Source organism: Bradyrhizobium sp. 159 (genome assembly GCF_023073795.1).
In the GTDB taxonomy this organism is placed as follows: Bacteria; Pseudomonadota; Alphaproteobacteria; order Rhizobiales; family Xanthobacteraceae; genus Bradyrhizobium.
On record NZ_JADPKE010000106.1, the window covers coordinates 1 to 18,567 of the forward strand.

Below are 18,567 nucleotides of genomic sequence, written 5' to 3' on the forward strand. Positions count from 1 at the left end.
CGAAGGAAGCGACATGAAGTTCGCCTTCGTCGCGAAGCACCGGACGATCTGGCCGGTGGCATGGCTATGCGATGCGCTGGGAGTGTCGCGGTCGGGCTTACATGCCTGGCTGAACCGCTCTCCCAGCGCCAGATCCCGCAGCGACGAGGAGCTCGGCGGCAAGGTCAAGGCCAGCTTCGTCGCCAGCGACCGCACCTATGGCGCACGCCGGGTGTGGCGCGATCTGCTCGCCGACGGGGCGGATTGCGGCCTGCACCGGATTGAGCGGCTGATGCGCCTGCAAGGTTTGCGGGCGCGGCCGCGACGTCGGCGCGTGCCGAAGGATGACGGCGATCGACAGCTCGAGACCGTACCGGCGAATCTTCTTGACCGGCAGTTCGCCGCCGAGCGTCCCAACCAGAAATGGATCGCCGACTTCACCTATCTTTGGACGGCCGAAGGCTGGCTCTATGTCGCAGCGGTGATCGACCTGTTCTCACGCCGCGTGGTGGGCTGGTCGATGAGTGCCGCCATGACGGCACAGCTCGTGACCGACGCATTGTTGATGGCCGTCTGGCGACGCGGCAAGCCGGATGCGCTGTTGCATCACTCCGACCAGGGCAGCCAGTACACCAGCGAGCAGTTCCAGCGCCTGATGGCCGACCACGGCATCGTTTGCAGCATGAGCCGGTCCGGCAACGTCTGGGACAACGCGGCGATGGAGAGCTTCTTCTCCTCACTCAAGACCGAGCGTACAGCCAACAACATTTATCGAACCAGAGACGAGGCACGCGCCGATGTGTTCGACTACATCGAACGATTTTACAACACGACCCGCAGGCACTCGACCATCGGCTATCTCAGCCCGGTTGAGTTCGAGCGCAAGGTGGGATTAGCTTAACCGGGTGTCCATCAAACCGGCAGCAGCTCAGCAGACGCGATGTATGTTGTCCTCTTGGCTCGAGCGCAACCACCACATCCATCCGGACCACTAGCTCTAGCTGTGCGGCTATTGTGCGGGTGATCGTCGACATCCTACTCCGTTAGATCTACTGTCGGCGATTGCTCTTCGAGCAGAGGCAGCTCTAAAGGTCGAAAGTCACCTGTCCCAGGTCCGGCAGCTGGACCGACTCGAACTGCGTAGTCAGATCCTCGCCGTAGGGGACAAGCATCCGCATCAGGCGCCGACGGTCACGGGTGAGCAGATGTCGGTTCACGCAACAGGCGCCGCGGATATGGCGGACTCCGCAGGAGAACGAGCACGCTGAAGCTCGCGTGACTGTGAGCGAATCTATTTTTTCGGAGCGCGTCAGCGCGAGCATGCCCTCAGGCGAAGTCTCGGCACGCAACCGTCGCAGCAAAGCCATCCGGGACATCGAGGCGCACTCGCGCAACAGTTCAAAAAAATTTCAATCATCCGAAAGCACTTGCGCAACCAGCGACCGCTCCGATGAGCCCGCGCGGGACGTGGGGACGCGTTGCTCCCGGCCTGTGCAGGGGCCGTAGGCTGCGCGCGCGTGTCGCCGCCCCTAAGGTGTCAATGGCATCATTATCCAGGGCTTATCCGGCTAGCCGTGGCGAGCGCATGTTGACCAATCCCTGTGCTAGCGACTCACTTTGCCCTTCTCGCGGAGGCGCGGCCGGAGCGCGGACGGCAATAATCAAGGGAGACGATAACTCTGCGACTCGCGCAACCTCATTACCGATGAGCGTTCACCGAGCAAAAATGCAATCCGACGGAACTAGCGAAAGATGATTTGCCGGACTTGGCCGTCCGGTTCTTGTCGGGTTCACTGTATGTCGATCATCAACGTGAGCGTAAATTTATGTCACAGCTCTAGCACCCGACGCTGCGTTCCAACCGAACACATGCCAGAAATGCCCGCCGCGCACCTACTTCACGGCAAACTATACTAAGGGCATACATGCAATCTTGCTTCCGCTCCGTTCGATGCCAGTGGTCGAGCCACTCCCCGCCCAATACCAAGCGTAGTCGAGTCCCAGCGGCGCCACCGTGAGTTCTGTTCACCTTGCTATCGTCGATCTGCCGCAGTGGGCGTACGTCGTCGAACAATACGAGTCAGGGGCGTTTGGTCCATAGCTCACCGTCGCACCATACGTGTTCAACGCCTCCCCACTGGCACGCCGATGCAGCATCCGGAAAAAACCCGCGTCCTGGCAGGTTTGCACTCGTATTGCAAAGCAGCGGAATGCCCGTGATCTTTTCATATTCGACGAGAAGCTCGACGATGTTGTGCTGATAGGTCCGTGATACCGTCTGCAATCGTGCAGATCCATCGAGATGTACGACGGCGGGGATTTTGTCTCGCCATTCCGCTCGCGTCTGATGGTCAAAGAGCATGTACGGATCAGGGTCGCCAGGGCTAAAAATTTGCGGCGCGCGATCCTCCAGGCATATCGGCGCGACTGGCCGAAATCGTTCGCGAAGTTTGATGCCGTTGAGATGATCCTTCATGCCCGGCCAAGTTGCAGCCGCAAGGATGCTTCTGGCGCCTAGTGCGCGCGGCCCGAGCTCGGCACGTCCAGCAAGAAAAACTACAGGCTTGTTGCAAGTAAGGATGGTCGCAAGTCTATGCATGCTGCACGGTGAGGCTTCCCATTCGGGCGGCAGCCCGCTGGCCTGCAGAGACGGGCCACTGTAGACAGACCATTCCAGCGCAACGAAGCCTTTGTGCTCCGCCATTGCAGAGCAAGCGGCTCCGATTGCTGAGCCACTGTCATTCGGAAAGGGCGGCACCCAAACAGCATCAAACAGGCCGGTCGCCCGTAGTGCACTGTTCCACTTGATGTTGAGGCCGCACCCGCCGGCTATACACAAGTTCCTTGAGCCCGGAAGGTCCGAATGCCGCTGCAAAGCAGCCACCATTTCGCGAACAAGTAAGTCCTCGATAAAATAATGAAACGACGCAAGCACGTCCTCGGGTGACTTGGTCTCCAGCCGAAGCGTGCTGGCTTCGAAGAAGGCGTGCAGGGCCGCAATCGAGGCCCTCATGCGTTCGATGTCCCAGCGGGTAAGCTTCGCGGTGTCCGCAAAGTAATATCCATAGAGCTCCCGGAATGTCGTGAGAACATCCTCATCAACAGATCCGAGCGCGATATAAGCCATCACTTTTCCGGCAATGCTCCGATCTCCCCAGCCAGTGCGGTTTGCACTCTTATACGGCCCGAAATGAAGGCCAGCCACAACATAGGCGTGTCCGTTCATCGGGAACAGGCACTCGAGGAGCCGGGCGCCGCGGCGTTCTACATAATAGAGGCGCGGAAACATCGCGCCATCCCACACCAGGCAGAACGCAGGCTGCTTGTCTTTGGCAAAGGGACTTGTGCAGTATGCGGAGGCGACATGGCCAGTGACGTGCGGATAACTTCTGTAAGGAAAGCCCTTGCCGTCGAGCATGAGGCCAAATCCATCGTGCGAATTGAGCAGGCCCTCGGCATGTTGTTCAAGATATGGTCCCCCTCTGAGCGTGATAAGATCCGCGCCGCTGAGAACCTGAAATCGCGACTCTACATCTCCGGACCAACCGTCTATAACGAACTCATCAACGTCTCGCGGAGCGATTCCATGTTCTGCCAAAGCGGCGACAATGGCATTGAGATTGTCTATGGCTTGATATCGCGGATTATTCGCCAGCTTCTCTTGCTCGATACTAAACGAAAGTCGCCCGCCTTCAATAAGTGCGACCGCCCCGTCATGGGTCAATTTGATACCGCAGATGCGCATAGTGTCTCCATGTCTGAAAGTGACAATTCGATACAACGGAAGTGGCGACACTTCTAAAAAGTGAGCGAGCCGCCACTTTCTGTGAGTGCCCGCAAGCCAACGTGTCTAAAGCGTTGGTCCAGCGACCGCAGTTCGCGTTCGGCGACTTGCCTCTGGTAGTAGATCCCCATCGTAGGCGACCATGACGTCATCGATCATTGCCCTCGCGGCACGATCGTGCACAGTTCATGCCAGCTGGAATTGGAGTAATCGTTCACAGTTATGCTGACGAATGTCGCAATCGCCAGCATTTGGTGTGTTCCTGACAGGTCGCGCGTGTTTCGGACGGCGGCACGCATCGTGGGCGCCGCTGGTCTCCTGACAAAGTCCGTCGTGTGACCTGTGCGCCGCACTAAACTCCAACCTAACCTCGCGCTGTTTGGCGAAAGCGGCTGCGATGCGGATCGGTTTGCGCGCACTTCAGGGCGAAGGTGTCATTCCTTTACCGGCTCAGCGGGAAGAAGGAGTTTCGTTAAGAAGTCATTTTGCGGGCGGCAACCATGCCGAAAGTACCTTTAACAAGCTCAGTCAAGTACTTTTTGGCGCAAAGTTCGTTGCATCATCAAGCGCGCTCCAATTAGGGTCTGTACCTAATTAGCGAACTCTGATTCCCTCGCAGCGGGTTGATTCCACGCGGGGGACTTCGATGAGGCTCAACGACAAGCAATGGGCTCTGATAGAGCCGCATCTGCCAACGAACCAGACCGGACCGGTGCGCGACGACGATCGACGCGTCATCAGCGGTATCATTCACATGCTTAAGTGCGGCGCACGCTGGCGCGATTGCCCGCCCGACTATGGTCCGTACACGACGATCTATCGTTTCAATCGCTGGGCAAGCGCGGCCATTGGCGGGCGATCTTTGAAGCGCTCGCCCGCTGCGGTAAAGACGGCGTGACTTTGTCCATCGACTCCACCACGATCAAAGCGCATCGCTCGTAGAGCGCGGAAAAGGGGGAGCATGAACAAGCGATCGGCTGCTCGCGCGGCGGGCGGACCACAAAAATCAACGCGCTGAGCGACCCTGACTGCAGACCTTGCGCATTTCATCTCACTCCAGGCCAGGACGCTGATATTGCCGCAGCGCTAGCCCTTTTGGAACTCGCGCCACCCATGTCGGCCCTCATTGGCGACAAAGAGTACGACGGCGACGGCTTTCAAGCCGAAATCGTCGATCGTGGTGCCAAGCCCGTCATTCCAAACAAATCCAACAGGGTCACTCTCCACAGCTTCAGCAAACGCGCCTACAAGGGGCGCAACGTCATCGAGCGCTGTTTCTGCCGCCTCAAGGATTTCAGGCGTGTCGCAACTCGCTACGACAAACTAGCCAGGAACTTCTTGGCTGCCGTCCATCTCGCCGCCATCGTTGCCTATTGGATCAATTGCGTCCGAGCCCTAGCTAGAACTCTAGTCCGGTACGCTATCGCCCTGATCACTGTAGTGACGTGGCCCATCTCTTCGGACAGATAATGGCGCTCGGATCGTTAGAAGGATGTATGGATAAGCCGCGAGCTGTCATTTTATGCCAGACAGCATGTAAGTCTCTCTCCCAGCGCCTGACGTATTGGTCTGTAGATGAGTGATGAGCTCCTATTGGTACGGGGGGCGACTAAGACATCTCCGTACGATCCATTTCCTCGGATCTAATACGAGGCCGGGTCGAGCAAGCGTGGCGTGGAGGAACATGCCATTGGCGCGGTTTGCTGGCGACTCCCGAACAGAACTTGCAGCATTTCGTTGGTGAACCTAGCACCACGCCGCAATAGACGACACTGGATTGACATTGAGGGACGCCTCGGCAAAGCGCTGCTTGCGGCCCTTGGAAGGTGATGTTGGATTGATCGAGAGAATAGTGGGGGCGAGTTTTAGGAACGTGGAGCTCGGCGATAGAGCGCGTAAACGGCTCATGCAGATTGGAAGCGCCGTAGGACGAAGCATTCCGCCCGTCTGGGATGATTGGCCAGATGTCAGGGCAGCGTACCGCTTCGTCACTAATGACCGGAGCAGCGAAGCGGGCATTCTTGCCTGCCATGCTATTGGCAGGTGCTCGTGCCCTCGTTACTGAAGGCCTTGTTCTTGTGCTGCACGATACACCCAAGTTCAGCTATCAATGCGAGAGATCAGAAGCGATAGACATCAGCAAGAGCATAAACAGTGGACGGCATCAGGTAAGCCGCCTCAGATCGAACAAAGCTTCCGCATCCTGATGCATTGGGGCCTCGCGGCTACACCCTGGGAGCGGACGTTAAGAGTCGGACACGGAAGAAAAAGAAGATCAATCGGACCCGGAGTCCCATCAGAAAAAGGAAAGCGTCCGGGTGGTTACAAATTCTCCAACAGTCTAAGTAATTGTTGGCGTACGGGACGCTTCCATATTGGTGATCCCGAGCCGGAGATCATCGAGCTATTCTGCCCAGCACGGGAGATCAGAGCTCATTTCCTGATCAGAAACTGCTTCGGCTGCCGGACTGGGGGCGGGGATCACACGATCGCCAGCGAAATGACGAGATCGCCATCAAAGGCATCCATGGCATCGGCACCGAAAGCCCCTGCAATGGCTCGTCCGTTGCAGTAGGTGCTTGTCCATATGGGCTTATCGCTCCGGGAATGCTGATGTGGGTATCAATTTCAGCGAGCGCTACAATGCGGGGATAGCGACGAGCGGCAGGCAGCCCTATTTCTCTCCAATTCCTGGAACGCCTGACAACTAAGGTGGGTCGCCAAAAGAAGTAGTAGCATCGATTATCCAGCATGTACGATACTAAGTCATGTGAGCGATTGATGACGATCGTCGAGGTACGGTAATGGTAAGCGCACTTATCCAGTTAAACGTATCACCAGCATACGAGGGGGCTCGACAAGAAAAATACGCTGTCAGTACAGATACTTTTAGATTGTATGACCGTTCGCGCAGCAATTTTGCAGAGCATATTCAGTCCTTCAAAGCGTTGTAGTGACGCGATCATAGATGCATGTCTCTGGTTGAGGGCGGATCGGGACTTGCACGTGTTCTGCAGCGCGATGGGCTGAGCCGTGGGCGAGGTTTGCACGCTTGGGAGAGGGACAATGTCGGAAGATGTCTTGCACGCGATTGTGACAGGGTCGTCCTCAGGCCTTGGAGCTGCGACGGCGGGTCTGTTGGCCGAAGGCGGAGCGCGGATCGTGATCAATTATTCGAAGAGCGAGAGAGAAGCCAAAGCCACGGCAGAAGTATGTCGCAAGGCTGGCGCAGCCGAGGTCATGGTAGTGCAGGGCGACGTCTCACGCGATGAGGACTGCCGGAAGATAGTCGCAGCTGCCGCGCACTGGGGGCGGCTCGATGCGCTTATCAACAATGCTGGCACCACACAACATGTACCAGCTCACAACCTCGAAGGGCTCTCTGCGGACGATTTTCTGCGCATCTTTGCTGTCAATACCATCGGGCCCTACCAGATGATCCGTGCGGCGCGCCCGCTGCTAGAGACTACCGTCGAGGTAAGGCGACGGCCGGCCGCAGTGGTGAACGTCTCGTCAATCGCCGGTATCAATGGGAACGGCTCGTCGATCGCTTACTCAGCGAGCAAGAGCGCGCTGAATCAGATGACTGTGTCGCTGGCGCGGGCGCTTGCACCTTCCATTCGCGTCAACGCGGTTTGTCCGGGTTATATCGACACGCCTTGGTTCGCCAAGGGCCGTGGGCAGGAGAGCGCAGAGCGAGTACGCGCTGCTGTGCTCGAGCGCGTGCCGCTTAGGGTCGTTTCGACTGCCAAGGACGTTGCACAGCTCGTGTGTTTCCTCGCAAGTCCTGCATCAAGCAACATGACCGGCGAATGTGTGCGGACGGACGCCGGTCTGCATCTGATTCTGTGATGACCTCCTTGGTCACACTGGGCCTTGTCTCTGCAGCTTGTGCGCGGCTCAAGGTGGATGCCACCTATTCCTAGCGATGCCCCTGCGCTCGGAAGTAAGAACATTTTATCGACCCGGATCACTCACTGCAAATTGTCGGTAGAAGCGAACGGCTGAATCAGCCGGCATACGGCCATTAGCACCTCGCTGCACCATATCGCATTCGCTACGAAATAATCGAGATGCGCTGCGCTTCGAGGTTCAATGCGCGCATTAGAGAAGGTATTGTTCCTAAAGTGTGACGAGAAAAGGCTAGGAAGACCCGAGCGTCGCTTGGCACATGATAACGCCTCAAGCCACCGGTAAGAGCGAAGACCTGTTTGATCGACGCCCCCCGAATCCGAACTTTGAAGGAATACTTGTGTGGTGGAATTGATCCCATCGATACTACCAATCATGATAGGTTTCAAATGGCGAATCTAACCTTACATTGAGCTCGGAAGCAAACCCCGGATACGCCCCGATGATGTCCCATCCCACAACGCGCACTGTTGAATCTCTGAGGCCATACCAGTCAAAAACATGGAACGGGCTTTCTGTCTATTACATCGAAAATCAAAATGGCGGCGGTCTCGATTATGCAGACGATTACCTTGATTTGTTCAAGGACCTCGAAAGTGGACGTCGGTTTGGGCGGATGTTCGAATGGTGCTCTGGTCCCGCGTTTATCGGATATTCGATGTTGGCTAGCAATATTTGCGAGACTCTATGTCTTGCCGATTGTTACCGGCCGGCCATTGATGCCGCGCAGTACACTGCAAGCACAAATAACATCAGTGATCGCGTGACACTTTACGAAGGCGATGGACTTCTGGCGCTGCCAGAATCTGAGAAATTCGACCTCGTCGTTGGTAACCCGCCCCACTTCGTCGAGCGCAATATGTTGGAGTACGCCAATGTTGAATCCCGGATATACTTGGACGACAAGTGGCTCCTGCATCGCCAATTTTTCGCGGGAATACGCAAGCATCTTGAGCGCGATGGCCTAATTGTTTTGTTCGAAAATTCGAGAGGTTCGCATATTGAGACTTTCAGGCCTATGATCGAAGCTGCGGGGCTTAAGATATCTGGTTGGCAGTGGTCGTGCCGATTTGGTCACCTCTTTTGGTATCTGTTCGTCGTGCGAAATGATTCAAAACTGCAACTGCGGATGCCTGCTCGCGGTAGTCACTCCGAACTACGATTAGGATAACAGTTCAAACTTGCTTGCCGTCCGCGAACGGGCTCTGAGGGCTCGTCTGGCTAATGACAGCGGCGATTGTTGGCAGCTTCGAGATTGAGCTCGTGGCAAGTCATCCAGAGGTTCTGAGCAAGGTGAGTGCTACAGGCGAGAAAGACGCGATATCCGTTCTCGATTAGGGAAGAACCGAGCACGGCTACGAGAGTGGCCCCGCGTCATGGTCGTGGCCGTGTTGTAGCCTTGGGAATCGTCAAACGACATTCAGAGCTGCCCCCCTCATTTTGTCTCAGATGAGGATGTTATCGGAATGCACCCTAGTGGACTGCACCCCTGACCCAGATCCCGTGGGTCCGAGCAAGCCGCCCGCGAAGCGCGCCTCCAGAGCGCCGTAGCGTGCGGCCTTGCGGTGATTCGAAGAACCGGTCGGGATTGGCATACTAAAATACCGAAGCTTGCATCGAGAGCGGTGCTGATGAGTTGTCGGCCGACCTTTGGTCGCCAATTGTTCCAGGTCGCTGCACCGTGCGCCGCTGGTCCCCGCCGAGGCGACCGGGCGCATGCGCTCCGAGCCGGGAGAGTGGCGCTGGCTTGCGCCGCACATAACTGTGCCGAGGAATGCCCCGCGGCTCACCCTCATTCCAACCATCGTCGAGGCTCTCGGGCAAACGCCGCCAGTCGCTTTGCACGGTCGAGAGACATCTGGAAGCTTGACACCGATTTCGTGCATGCCGAGAATCTCAGCTTAAAAAAACGAGGCGGCTAGCGAACGCAAGTCCAGAGGTCGCGCAGCGGCGAGCCCAGTGGACAAAGTATCAAGTTGGCGTCGAAGGCGAACGCCGGGTTCTCCATTGACGAAACCTGAACGCGAACCTATATGGCCCCCCTTTGCGGGGATGGGCGGTCCGCGGGCACAGGCTCCGCGCCAAGGGCGTCCGTCCGCTGGAAGACCATGAGCTTCCTGTCGGCATTGCGCCATCATAGGATCTATGGGCCGTGGTTCAGCGATGACCGATCGACGACGCGAGCTTTGACCTATGTCGAGAGTTCTGCTGCCCGTCTTCAACCCGGCGATATCGTCGCGTTGGATAACCTCGGCGGAGCAAAGCAGTCCCGCCTTCAACCCCGATGAATGCGCCAACTACCTCAAATGCTCAGATTATCGAACTTAATGCCATCACGCTTCAGCGTAAAAAGGACGGGTCGATACCACGCTACTCGCCTTTCAAGCCCAGGTCGGTGGATAAGCCAGAGGACGCCCCACACCTGGCGGAAGCTCGGTCACTGATCCTCACACGATGCACTCCGTCAGTAGATCACGACGGCCCTGCGCGTTGATACTCCTGCATTTCCCAGCACTAGTCATCCTCGGTTCATCATGACGCGTATGCGACACTCGTTTAGACTTGCGTTAGATCATGAGCAACGGAATCCATCATTATCCGCCAGAGGCCCGCAATGTCGTCGACAGGCAAGCTTGTCATGCGCCGGATCGGCGAAGAGATCGGCGGGAAAGCCGTGCACTCGAACAAGATCAAAGCTAGATCCGGATTGGCGGCAAGCAGACGAGAGACGCAAATGGCGACATCCGCCTCAATGTCGGCGGTTCCGGTAAATACCGGCGGTCGCTTCATTTCGTTCTGGTATAGTGTACCCCTTCTATGCCGCCAATTACCAATTTAGCCCGTTGACCCGGATCGACAACGCGATGCACGCGTTCTCTGGAATTTCTTGCGCCGGCGGAAAGGACAGCAATCTTGGCGGTCGGCGGCACTTGGCGAAGCAATGCTGGTAGCAAAAGCAAGCTTGATGTGGCGACTGGCACATTCACCGACGCGGCCACCGCTTCCTGGTGACGCATGAAGGAGGCGAAGTTTGAGCTTATTGCAACAGCTCCTCTTAGCACCAAACGCTTGGCTGCTGCGATAGTGGCTGGTCCGATAGCTGGATCGCCGCGCATCGTCACGTCTGCCCCAGGCTCCCTCGGCGGTTTCCGAGGTTATTGTAAACGCAAATGTTGTTCGGTGAAGGATCGAGCCGAGCCTCGGGGGGTGGGAGAGTGCCGGCCCCCTTTCCAGGTTGAGAATTCCAAGAGGACGAGAATTGTTCCTTGTCATAAAAGGTCTGCCGAGTGATAGCTGGTTATTACAATGCCTCCGCTGGCGAATCCGTAAGTATGTCAAGCAGCCCGCGTTGCCCCGTTAGGTCCGTGTGAAAGTCATGAGCGGGGGGAGCTGAGCATGACCGACAGTGGGATGCGCTTATGTAATGCTCAGCGGGTGTTGGCTCACCATCTGCTCGACCGATCGCTCGGCCCATTGCGTTTGAACGTCTTAGTGTGGCATGTCGGGTCTCATTGTTGAGCTTCTTCTCCGCTATCGATTTCTTGTCGTGTTGGTCCTTTGACATTCGCAATGGCTGATCGAAGCTCTTCTTGAGCGCGCCTCCAGCCTTCGACAAGATCACGCAAAGCGGCGGCCACTCGTTCGATCCCGCTCTCTAGCTCCCGCAGCGATGTCACTATGGCATCCGGCGCGGGTCCTCCCCCTGCCCGAGCCGTTCGCGCGATGACGTCCGGGGGCGGTGAGGTCTCTGAGTTGAGCGCCCGATTGTGTTGCCCGATCGTCAAGAGGCTCGGCGCGCCATTCTCGATCGCCGTGGTAACCAACTGCCCGACTTCATTGTGGGCGGAACGAAAATCGAGATCACGACGGAGCGCGAGGCGAGTCGCCGTTTCCATGGCATTGACGAACGACGTTTCGAGCATTGCGGATGCTGCGTCTTCGGCGATGATCAAGCCCGAGAGACACAGGCGGATGAGGCGCGCGGCCCCAATGGAATGGTCGATGCCAGGCCAGACATTGCGCGTAGCCTCCGTTCCGACCGCGACGCAGTTCGTGAAGGGCGTGCTATGCATGGCCGTGACTGCGGCTACGAAACAGCCAAGGATCGCGCCTGCTTTTCCTTGGGCTTGCTCGAGAAGGAAAGGGTTGCGCTTGTGAGGCATCGCGGAGCTAGATCCGACTAGTTCGTCAGGTAGAGTGGCTAATCCGTGATCGCCGACCCACAGCAGCAACGTCTCGGCGATGCGGCTTAGAGATGATCCTAGGATTGCGCAAGCTGCCAGGACGCGAAGAACCAGGTCTCGAGAGGCCACGCTGTCAATCGAGTTAAGTGGCGGGCTCGAGAAGCCAAGCAGCCTGGCCGTCAACTCCGGGAGGATGGGCAAGGTCGTGCCGCCGCCGGCGCCGGCTCCGAGGCAGGAAAGGTTGAGAATCGGATGCACGGCCAGTAGCGCATCTAGATCGCGCGCGAGCGCGATGGCGAAGGCCGTCAGATGGTGCGCAAAAGTGGATGGTAATGCTGGTTGGCGGTGGGTGTGCAGCGGGAAGTCGGTCTCAAGGTGTTCGCGAGCCAGACTGCACAGCAGTCGCAGAAGTGTTAGCAGTTCGTTTGACAGTACCTGATACGGCGTTCTCAGCTTTAGTTTCAACAGGGTTGCATTGATATCGTTTCGGCTCCGGCCAAGATGTAGATTGCTGGCTTCGTCGCCAATTACTGAACGGAGATGATCCTCATAAGCGAGATAGGAGCCGCGGGGGGCAGGGCGAGTTGCAACGCTCTGAAAGTGTTCAGCTTGCAGTTTGTCGAGCTCGGTCAGCACTTTTCGGGCGAGATCGCGGTCAATTAACCCGACTCGCTCAAGCATGATGGCCTGGGCTCGATCAATATCGGCGTAGAAGGGTAGCTCGTCCTTCGCGGCACGCTGTAGATCACTGTCGAAAACGATAGCGCTGGCTTCAGGATGAAGAGTCGACTTGATGCGGCCTGTGCTTTGCAAGGGTATCTCCTCATGCGCCAAGGATGAAAGCGACGGCAGCTTCGGCGCGCCGTGCAACAACAGCAGGGTCGTCGCCAACAGCAATGACGTGACCGATCCGATCGCGGAAATCGTTTTGACGCCTGAACTCTAATGGGGGAGTTTGGTACAGTACGAACTCCGTCACTCCGAAGCGGTCGACGAGCTGCTCGCAATTCGGAGGAAGGGCGAAGAAGCCGTCACGCTCCGGAACAATGAAACGCATCGAGCCATGTGCGTCTCCGGTCAAAGCGGGCGAGGACATCCCGAGCAGGCTACGGAGGACCGCGAGGACCGGGTCAAAACCCGTTGTGTAACGAAAAAGCGTGGGGATCGAACCGCCAGCAAGGCGTGGATTGACCTCGATTATCGTGACACAATCCTCGCCGACCCGGAGTTCGACATGAGCTGGTCCTTTCACGTGCCCGAGAACTTGGATGGCACGAAGCGCCTCATTTTCGATTTTCACGCGCAACCTGGACGAGATCGGCGCTGGTATATCATGTCCGATTTCAACGAAATGCGGCAACGGTCCAAGGTGTTTGCGCGTTACGCCGATGATCTTGCTATCGAGAATCTCGACGGAATACTCCTCGCCGGCGACATACGACATAAGAAGAGCACCAGACTGGGTAGGGCGGCCACGCACGTCATTCGTGGTCCTGAGGAGCTTGCGCAAAGCATCACTTGCGCCTGTTTCGGTGTCGGCCAGCGTGACCCCGATGCTGCCGGTCCCGCTGATCGGTTTGGCTACTGCAGGTAACCCGATCTGCTTGATCGCGTTGCCGATATCGCGCTCCGCTCGCACTGTCGCGCTATAAGGCACGCCGATACCTCCCGCCCGCAGGGCTGCGGACTGGCGATCCTTGTCTCGACAAACTGCGATTGCATTTGGATTCGGACCGGAAAGCCCTAGCCGCTTAGCTTCCAGCGCTGCTGTGTAAAGGTAGAAGTCGCTGGAGGTCGTGAGCAGCGCGATCGGCGTGGTCGCTGCGATGCTGTCGATCACAGCTCTAACAGCGGTTTCTGAAGATGTATCGCATCTACGTAGCTCGAGGCCCGAAATGCGATTCAGAAAGGAATACCGTTCGGGTGACGCTGTAACAAAGATCGGAACAAGCCCAAGCTCTTGTGCGCGCAGAATAAAGTCGGCGCCCGAGCCAGTGGTGTTGGATTCGATGAAGATCGCAGCTGAGTTGGTCACTTGTGCACACTTCAATTGGCGGAAGGTTGATCACCCATTACCTCGGTCAACGAGCGACGGCTCCAGTTGAAGCGGCACCAGCCGCTATCAGCATGAAGCGGGTGATGGACAAGGACAGGCTCGGTCGCGGCGAGTACGGCCTGATAGCCGTTGGTGGACATCCACGTGGGATCGTAAACGTTGTGCTCGTAGCGATTGCTGTCGTCTGGAAAGACGGCGAGCACCTTGCTTTTGGTAAAGCGCTCGGCGTACCACTTAGCGACTAGATAGGCCGCCCCGCTCGTCGGCCCACGCCTTAACGACGTCTCGCGATGGAGCCGGTGCGCAGCTTGATATGCTTCGTTAGCGCCGAGCCAATGGATCTCATCAAACGCTTCGTGGAACAAGTTGCCGGGTAGAATGCTATTGCCGAGCCCCCGCAAATCACGTCGGCTCGCCGGTTGGCCGAACAAGACGCTTCCGAAGGTGTCGATCCCGATGAGTTTCATTTCGGGAAAGAATGCTCGACAATAGCGGGCAAGGCCACAGGATGAACCTCCGGAGCCCACAGTTGCGACCAGAATGTCGATCTTCCCGAAGTGCCTTATCGCTTGCTCAGCTGGGCGCGCATACGAAAGATGGTTGCCGAGGTTGTCGTACTGTCGTGACCAGGTAGCTCCGGTCCGATCCATAAAGTCGAGGAGTGCCTTTTTACGGAGCTGCTGGACGTTCGCGTCGGATGCTGTCGCCTCGACGAGGTGAACTTCAGCGCCTAACTCCTCGATCGTGCGTTTAAGGGGGGGCTCGATGGCGCGGTCGCCGAAGATGTGTAACCTCAGCGAGAACTGCATGCAAACGATGGCGAGAGCGAGAGCCATTGTTCCGCTCGACGTTTCGACAATCGTCGTGTTGGAGCTGATTGTGCCATCGCGAAGGCCAGATTCGATGATGTTGAAGGCAGGAAATACCTTCATGACCCTGAAATCGATAGCGGCCAGGTTTTCTGGCCGCAGTGAAACGATCTTAAGAGGCGCATGGGCGTCGATGGTGTCTGAGAGCGTGTGCGCCATCGTCTATCCTCAATAGGGAGTCGAGAAGCTGCGGAGGATGTTGAAGCCAAGGCGACCGACTGCGGATTTAGCCTCATCCAGTCGGCTGCGAAGGTCGGCTAAATGCGGGTCGAAGATCAGGCCGGCGACCGTGCCGCTATGGGCAACAACAATACCGGCCGATCCCGTGTCTTCCTTGATGCGGAGGAGTTCGTCAAACCTCGGCTTCTTGAGCGGATTCTGCAGGGCGGTCTCGCTCTGTATCGCGGAGAAAGTCGCCACCCGGCCGGCAAGTGCGACGCTCTGCTCTGCGATCGCACGCTCCAGGACAGCCAATGCGCAGCCGAAGGCGGCGATCTGATCACGTGAGTAGCGCGCTCGCGGTAGGCAGTCCGTTCCAACCCCATTGGCCACGCCGGTGTCGAACCCCAAAATGTACATTTGTGGGAGAGGGCCGTTGAACAGTTGGACAACTTTGCCCATTCGTTGAGCGAAAAGAATAGTGCTGCTTGTGCAGTCGAACATCAGCGAGTCGCACGCATGCTCAGCTGCCACCGCAAGCTCCGCCTGAAGATGGGGCGCCAGAAGCACCCGTGATCCCCGATACGCTGCGACGCACTTTGCGATCGCACGGATAGAGGCCACTACGCCGCTCGTCGAGGAACCCATGCCGGCGCCTTCCGGAACAAAAGTCCTGACCTCAAGAGTGGCCGCCATATTCTTCAATCCAAAGGCATCGAGGGCAAGTCGAGCGGCGAGCTCACATTTGTAGAAATGACTTGGTGTTACTTCGATGCCGGTGCGGCCAACTTGCGGCACAAACTTCCCGATGCGGCTCGGCTCCAACGTCGCACGGGCTTCCGACCCATCGGCGTGCGGCATGTGAACTGAAACGAGCGCGCGCACCGTGCGGCGGTCCGCCCCTTTCTCAAGGGCGAAAGCTCCCTGGAGCAGCTCGCCGAAGTGAGGGTGGCAGGTTGCCACCCCGCATGGCTTCGCGAGTGAGGCGGAGCTAGCAATCTTGCCCTCCCCCGGACTTCTCGTCAGCATCTCCATCATATCATTCCTCTACCGCGGCCGCGCGGCCGAAGAGCAAGGGACTTGCGTTGAAGGTAACATAAAAAGCCGATGGAAACGGCCTTCATCCTGTGATGTCCGTTTACGAAGAGTGTCATAGAAACCAACCTAGAGCTTCATCTGCATCACTGCCGTCTCATTACTTAGGTGAATGGAGGCCTCAATCCATCATGCTCCGTAAAACTATGTCTTTGAATCGACGATTGTGGTCATGACAGTGTGGGGCTCTTTGGTGATCGCATGCTTCGCGTCGTAGCCGGACTGACTTACTGGATTAGCAGCCGCACATTTAGCGACGCGTACAGATGTGCGCACCTACCAACAGAGGGAGTTCGCGCGTCAAAATCGCGTTCAGCGACCGTCGGAGCTGCTCGACGTTCAATATTGTGACGTAAAAGCCAGGCAACGCCAGTGTTTGCCGGACATGTTCGTATCTGCAAACATACAGTAGAGGCAGCGAGCAAGGTACGCAGATCTTCAAAGAGGGTAGTTCGGGAGGCAGTGCGGATCGATTTTCATATTGCTTCAGATGCGGTGGGAGTAGTGCTCTCATTCCAATGTCGTATAGACCGATGTGCCCTGTTCGAATCCCGCTTTGGCCTGAGTTCAGAAATCGCCGATCAGTTGGCTGACTTGGCCTCCGCGGAGAAGTGCACGATCTGAGCAGCGTCTATTTCGATCGGCGCAAGCTATCCGTTCGCGGTCGCCGGTCTCATGGGACGAATACGCCTACCAGCGCTCTGAGAGTCCGTCGTAGCGAGGAGGACCTCTTTCTTGTATCTCCGAACAGTGTGGCGGTGGTGTCTGGTCGGTCGGACCGTCCAAACTTGTCAAGCGGCGAACGGTTGAAGAAAATGAGCCTTCTTGTCTCATCGGAGCTTATGTCCAATCGAGGACATCCTGTTTGAAGCCTGACAAATGGACGACCATTGTTAACTCGACAGCCGGGAAGTCGCTTCGAGTCTGACGTGTTGCGCGGATGGAGCGCCAAATCTTGTTGGCACGCGGATTGCTGGAAGCTGACGAACCATGTCATTGCGGAACGATCTCCCTCCGTTCCGAAGGAGTTCAAATGAAACCCTCGCCGTTGACTCAAATAGCTGACGCGGGCAGTGCACCAGGCGAATTGACGGCTGCTGGAGATCTCTCACCTCGGTTGTCATCCGGCCAATCAGAGGCATCCCCCGGCACCGTGGTCATGAGATTTATAGAAGGCGATCGCGAGATTGAGGAGACAGAGCTACAAGCGCGTAGCATTACACGTCATCATGTCACAAAATTCTACCGCGAGCAGATGGCGAGCAGCGGTTACTACGAGCAGCTAAGACGGATTGTGGAGCCCTCGGTTAAGGAGCTCGACAGTCCGGGCGTTTTGGACACGAGTGGTGAGCATGACAACACCGTGGTGCGCGGACTTCAGCACAAGTACGCACAGACCGGCTTGCTGCTGGTGACTAACCGTTGTGCCTCATATTGTCGTTTTTGCTTCCGCAAGCGATTAGTTGGCCGAGAATCAGATGAGATCGTCCCGGATGTCGCGAAAGTTGGTCAGTACATTAGCTGCCATCCTGAGATGACAAACGTACTGCTGTCGGGAGGCGACCCCTTTGTTCTTAGTACGGCAAAGCTCGACGAGATTCTTGGTCATCTGCTCTCGATTCCGCATCTAGCTTCCATTCGAATCGGCACCAAACTGTTCGCTTTTGAGCCAAAGCGCTTCGAGGATCCGGCTCTACCTGCTCTCTTCCAACGAATACGTGATGTGGGCAAGACCGCGGTGATTGTCACGCACTTTGATCACATCGGTGAGATCTCGGTCGATGCTGAGCGAAATATCAGATCCTTGCGTGCACAAGGAGTGCAGTTCCTCAATCAATCTGTGCTGCTTGCAGACGTAAATGACAATCCGGAGCTTTTGACAGCGACTTTCTCTAAGCTCCATCAAATTGGCGTCCGCCCTTATTATCTCTTTCAAGCAAGGCCGGTAAAGGGTGCGTCCCATTTTCAGGTGCCGCTTGGTCGCGGAATAGAGATTGCGAACGGCGTCAATCAACGTTTGGCGGGCATCGAAAAGACTTTCAAATATGTCATGTCGCATTACACCGGGAAGATCGAGATTCTTGATCTGGATGATGATGGACGTATCTATATGCGATATCATCAAAACAAGGTCCCGGAAGAAATCGGGAAGATCTTTTCAAGGCAATACGTCGAGTCCGCTTGCTGGTTAGATGATCTGCTGGAGGATGATCGAGTGAAGAACTAGAGGCCGCCGCGGGACGACGTGAAGAACTTCCGTATTGGGCGGAAACGTGCAGAGGAGGATCAAGCCAAGAGGCGGCGGATCCTAGGCTGCGGGCTCATCTACTCCGCGGCAACAATTTACCAGTCGTCCAGGAACGGGTCGCAGGGGTGTCCGGTGAAGGGGCTCCGGTAAGTGTGAACTAATTCGGGAACCCATGCTGTCGTGCCGAGCAGGCGCCGGGCTGATTGATGTTGGAGGATCGCAGTGCACGAAGGCTGGGTAGCGAGCCGGGCAAAATGCACGACTTGAACTTGCTAGAATTG

The 18,567-nt window shown here is 56.9% G+C and carries 11 protein-coding genes and 1 pseudogene; 5 read left to right on the forward strand and 7 right to left on the reverse strand.

The window, feature by feature from the left end; all coding sequences use genetic code 11:
- Positions 1–880 (forward strand): IS3 family transposase (locus IVA96_RS32930; protein ID WP_247421749.1); only part of this gene is annotated, 880 nt, incomplete at its 5' end.
- Positions 881–2,059: 1,179 nt separating this feature from the next.
- Here the strand turns inward: IVA96_RS32930 and nodU are convergent.
- Positions 2,060–3,724: a nodulation protein NodU gene (gene nodU, locus IVA96_RS32935; RefSeq protein ID WP_247421752.1), complete on the reverse strand. Its 1,665-nt coding sequence runs from the start codon at positions 3,722–3,724 to the stop codon at positions 2,060–2,062.
- 685 nt (positions 3,725–4,409) lie between these two features.
- On the opposite strand from nodU, the pseudogene IVA96_RS32940 reads away from it, so the two are divergent.
- The 3 genes and pseudogenes from IVA96_RS32940 to IVA96_RS32950 all read left to right on the forward strand — a co-directional run.
- A pseudogene (locus tag IVA96_RS32940) lies at positions 4,410–5,143 on the forward strand (IS5 family transposase); the annotation flags it as partial.
- A 1,686-nt stretch (positions 5,144–6,829) separates the two neighbouring features.
- The gene (locus IVA96_RS32945) at positions 6,830–7,615 is read left to right on the forward strand and encodes an SDR family oxidoreductase (RefSeq protein WP_247421755.1); all 786 of its coding nucleotides are present in this window, start codon (positions 6,830–6,832) and stop codon (positions 7,613–7,615) included.
- 502 nt (positions 7,616–8,117) lie between these two features.
- Positions 8,118–8,846: a methyltransferase gene (locus IVA96_RS32950; protein ID WP_247421758.1), complete on the forward strand. Its 729-nt coding sequence runs from the start codon at positions 8,118–8,120 to the stop codon at positions 8,844–8,846.
- Between the two features lie 1,385 nt (positions 8,847–10,231).
- Here the strand turns inward: IVA96_RS32950 and IVA96_RS32955 are convergent.
- The 6 genes from IVA96_RS32955 to IVA96_RS32980 form a co-directional block, all read right to left on the reverse strand.
- Positions 10,232–10,465, reverse strand: coding sequence for a hypothetical protein (locus IVA96_RS32955; RefSeq protein WP_247421762.1), 234 nt, complete (start codon positions 10,463–10,465; stop codon positions 10,232–10,234).
- Complete coding sequence (locus tag IVA96_RS32960; protein ID WP_247421765.1) at positions 10,462–10,797, reverse strand: hypothetical protein; 336 nt, start codon at positions 10,795–10,797, stop codon at positions 10,462–10,464. The genes IVA96_RS32955 and IVA96_RS32960 overlap by 4 nt, the downstream gene beginning before the upstream one ends.
- A 387-nt stretch (positions 10,798–11,184) precedes the next feature.
- Positions 11,185–12,750, reverse strand: coding sequence for a lyase family protein (locus tag IVA96_RS32965; RefSeq protein WP_247421767.1), 1,566 nt, complete (start codon positions 12,748–12,750; stop codon positions 11,185–11,187).
- Positions 12,683–13,894 (reverse strand): ATP-grasp domain-containing protein, encoded by a 1,212-nt coding sequence (locus IVA96_RS32970; protein ID WP_247421769.1) that lies wholly within the window; start codon positions 13,892–13,894, stop codon positions 12,683–12,685. The genes IVA96_RS32965 and IVA96_RS32970 overlap by 68 nt, the downstream gene beginning before the upstream one ends.
- 11 nt (positions 13,895–13,905) lie before the next feature.
- The gene (locus tag IVA96_RS32975) at positions 13,906–14,943 is read right to left on the reverse strand and encodes a pyridoxal-phosphate dependent enzyme (protein WP_247421771.1); all 1,038 of its coding nucleotides are present in this window, start codon (positions 14,941–14,943) and stop codon (positions 13,906–13,908) included.
- Between the two features lie 9 nt (positions 14,944–14,952).
- On the reverse strand, positions 14,953–15,981 hold the full coding sequence (locus IVA96_RS32980) for a hypothetical protein (RefSeq protein ID WP_247421773.1): 1,029 nt from the start codon (positions 15,979–15,981) through the stop codon (positions 14,953–14,955).
- Between the two features lie 1,090 nt (positions 15,982–17,071).
- On the opposite strand from IVA96_RS32980, the gene IVA96_RS32985 reads away from it, so the two are divergent.
- Positions 17,072–18,265 carry a lysine 2,3-aminomutase gene (locus IVA96_RS32985; RefSeq protein ID WP_247421774.1) on the forward strand — a complete coding sequence of 398 codons (1,194 nt, stop codon included), beginning with the start codon at positions 17,072–17,074 and terminating at the stop codon, positions 18,263–18,265.
- Positions 18,266–18,567 lie beyond the last annotated feature (302 nt).

Excerpts from the sequence above, each read along its gene's own strand:
- nodU (WP_247421752.1), bottom strand. The coding sequence starts at position 3,724 with ATGCGCATCTGCGGTATCAAATTGACCCATGACGGGGCGGTCGCACTT.
- IVA96_RS32945 (WP_247421755.1), top strand. The coding sequence starts at position 6,830 with ATGTCGGAAGATGTCTTGCACGCGATTGTGACAGGGTCGTCCTCAGGC.
- IVA96_RS32950 (WP_247421758.1), top strand. The coding sequence starts at position 8,118 with ATGATGTCCCATCCCACAACGCGCACTGTTGAATCTCTGAGGCCATAC.
- IVA96_RS32955 (WP_247421762.1), bottom strand. The coding sequence starts at position 10,465 with ATGAAGCGACCGCCGGTATTTACCGGAACCGCCGACATTGAGGCGGAT.
- IVA96_RS32975 (WP_247421771.1), bottom strand. The coding sequence starts at position 14,943 with ATGGCGCACACGCTCTCAGACACCATCGACGCCCATGCGCCTCTTAAG.
- IVA96_RS32980 (WP_247421773.1), bottom strand. The coding sequence starts at position 15,981 with ATGATGGAGATGCTGACGAGAAGTCCGGGGGAGGGCAAGATTGCTAGC.
- IVA96_RS32985 (WP_247421774.1), top strand. The coding sequence starts at position 17,072 with ATGAAACCCTCGCCGTTGACTCAAATAGCTGACGCGGGCAGTGCACCA.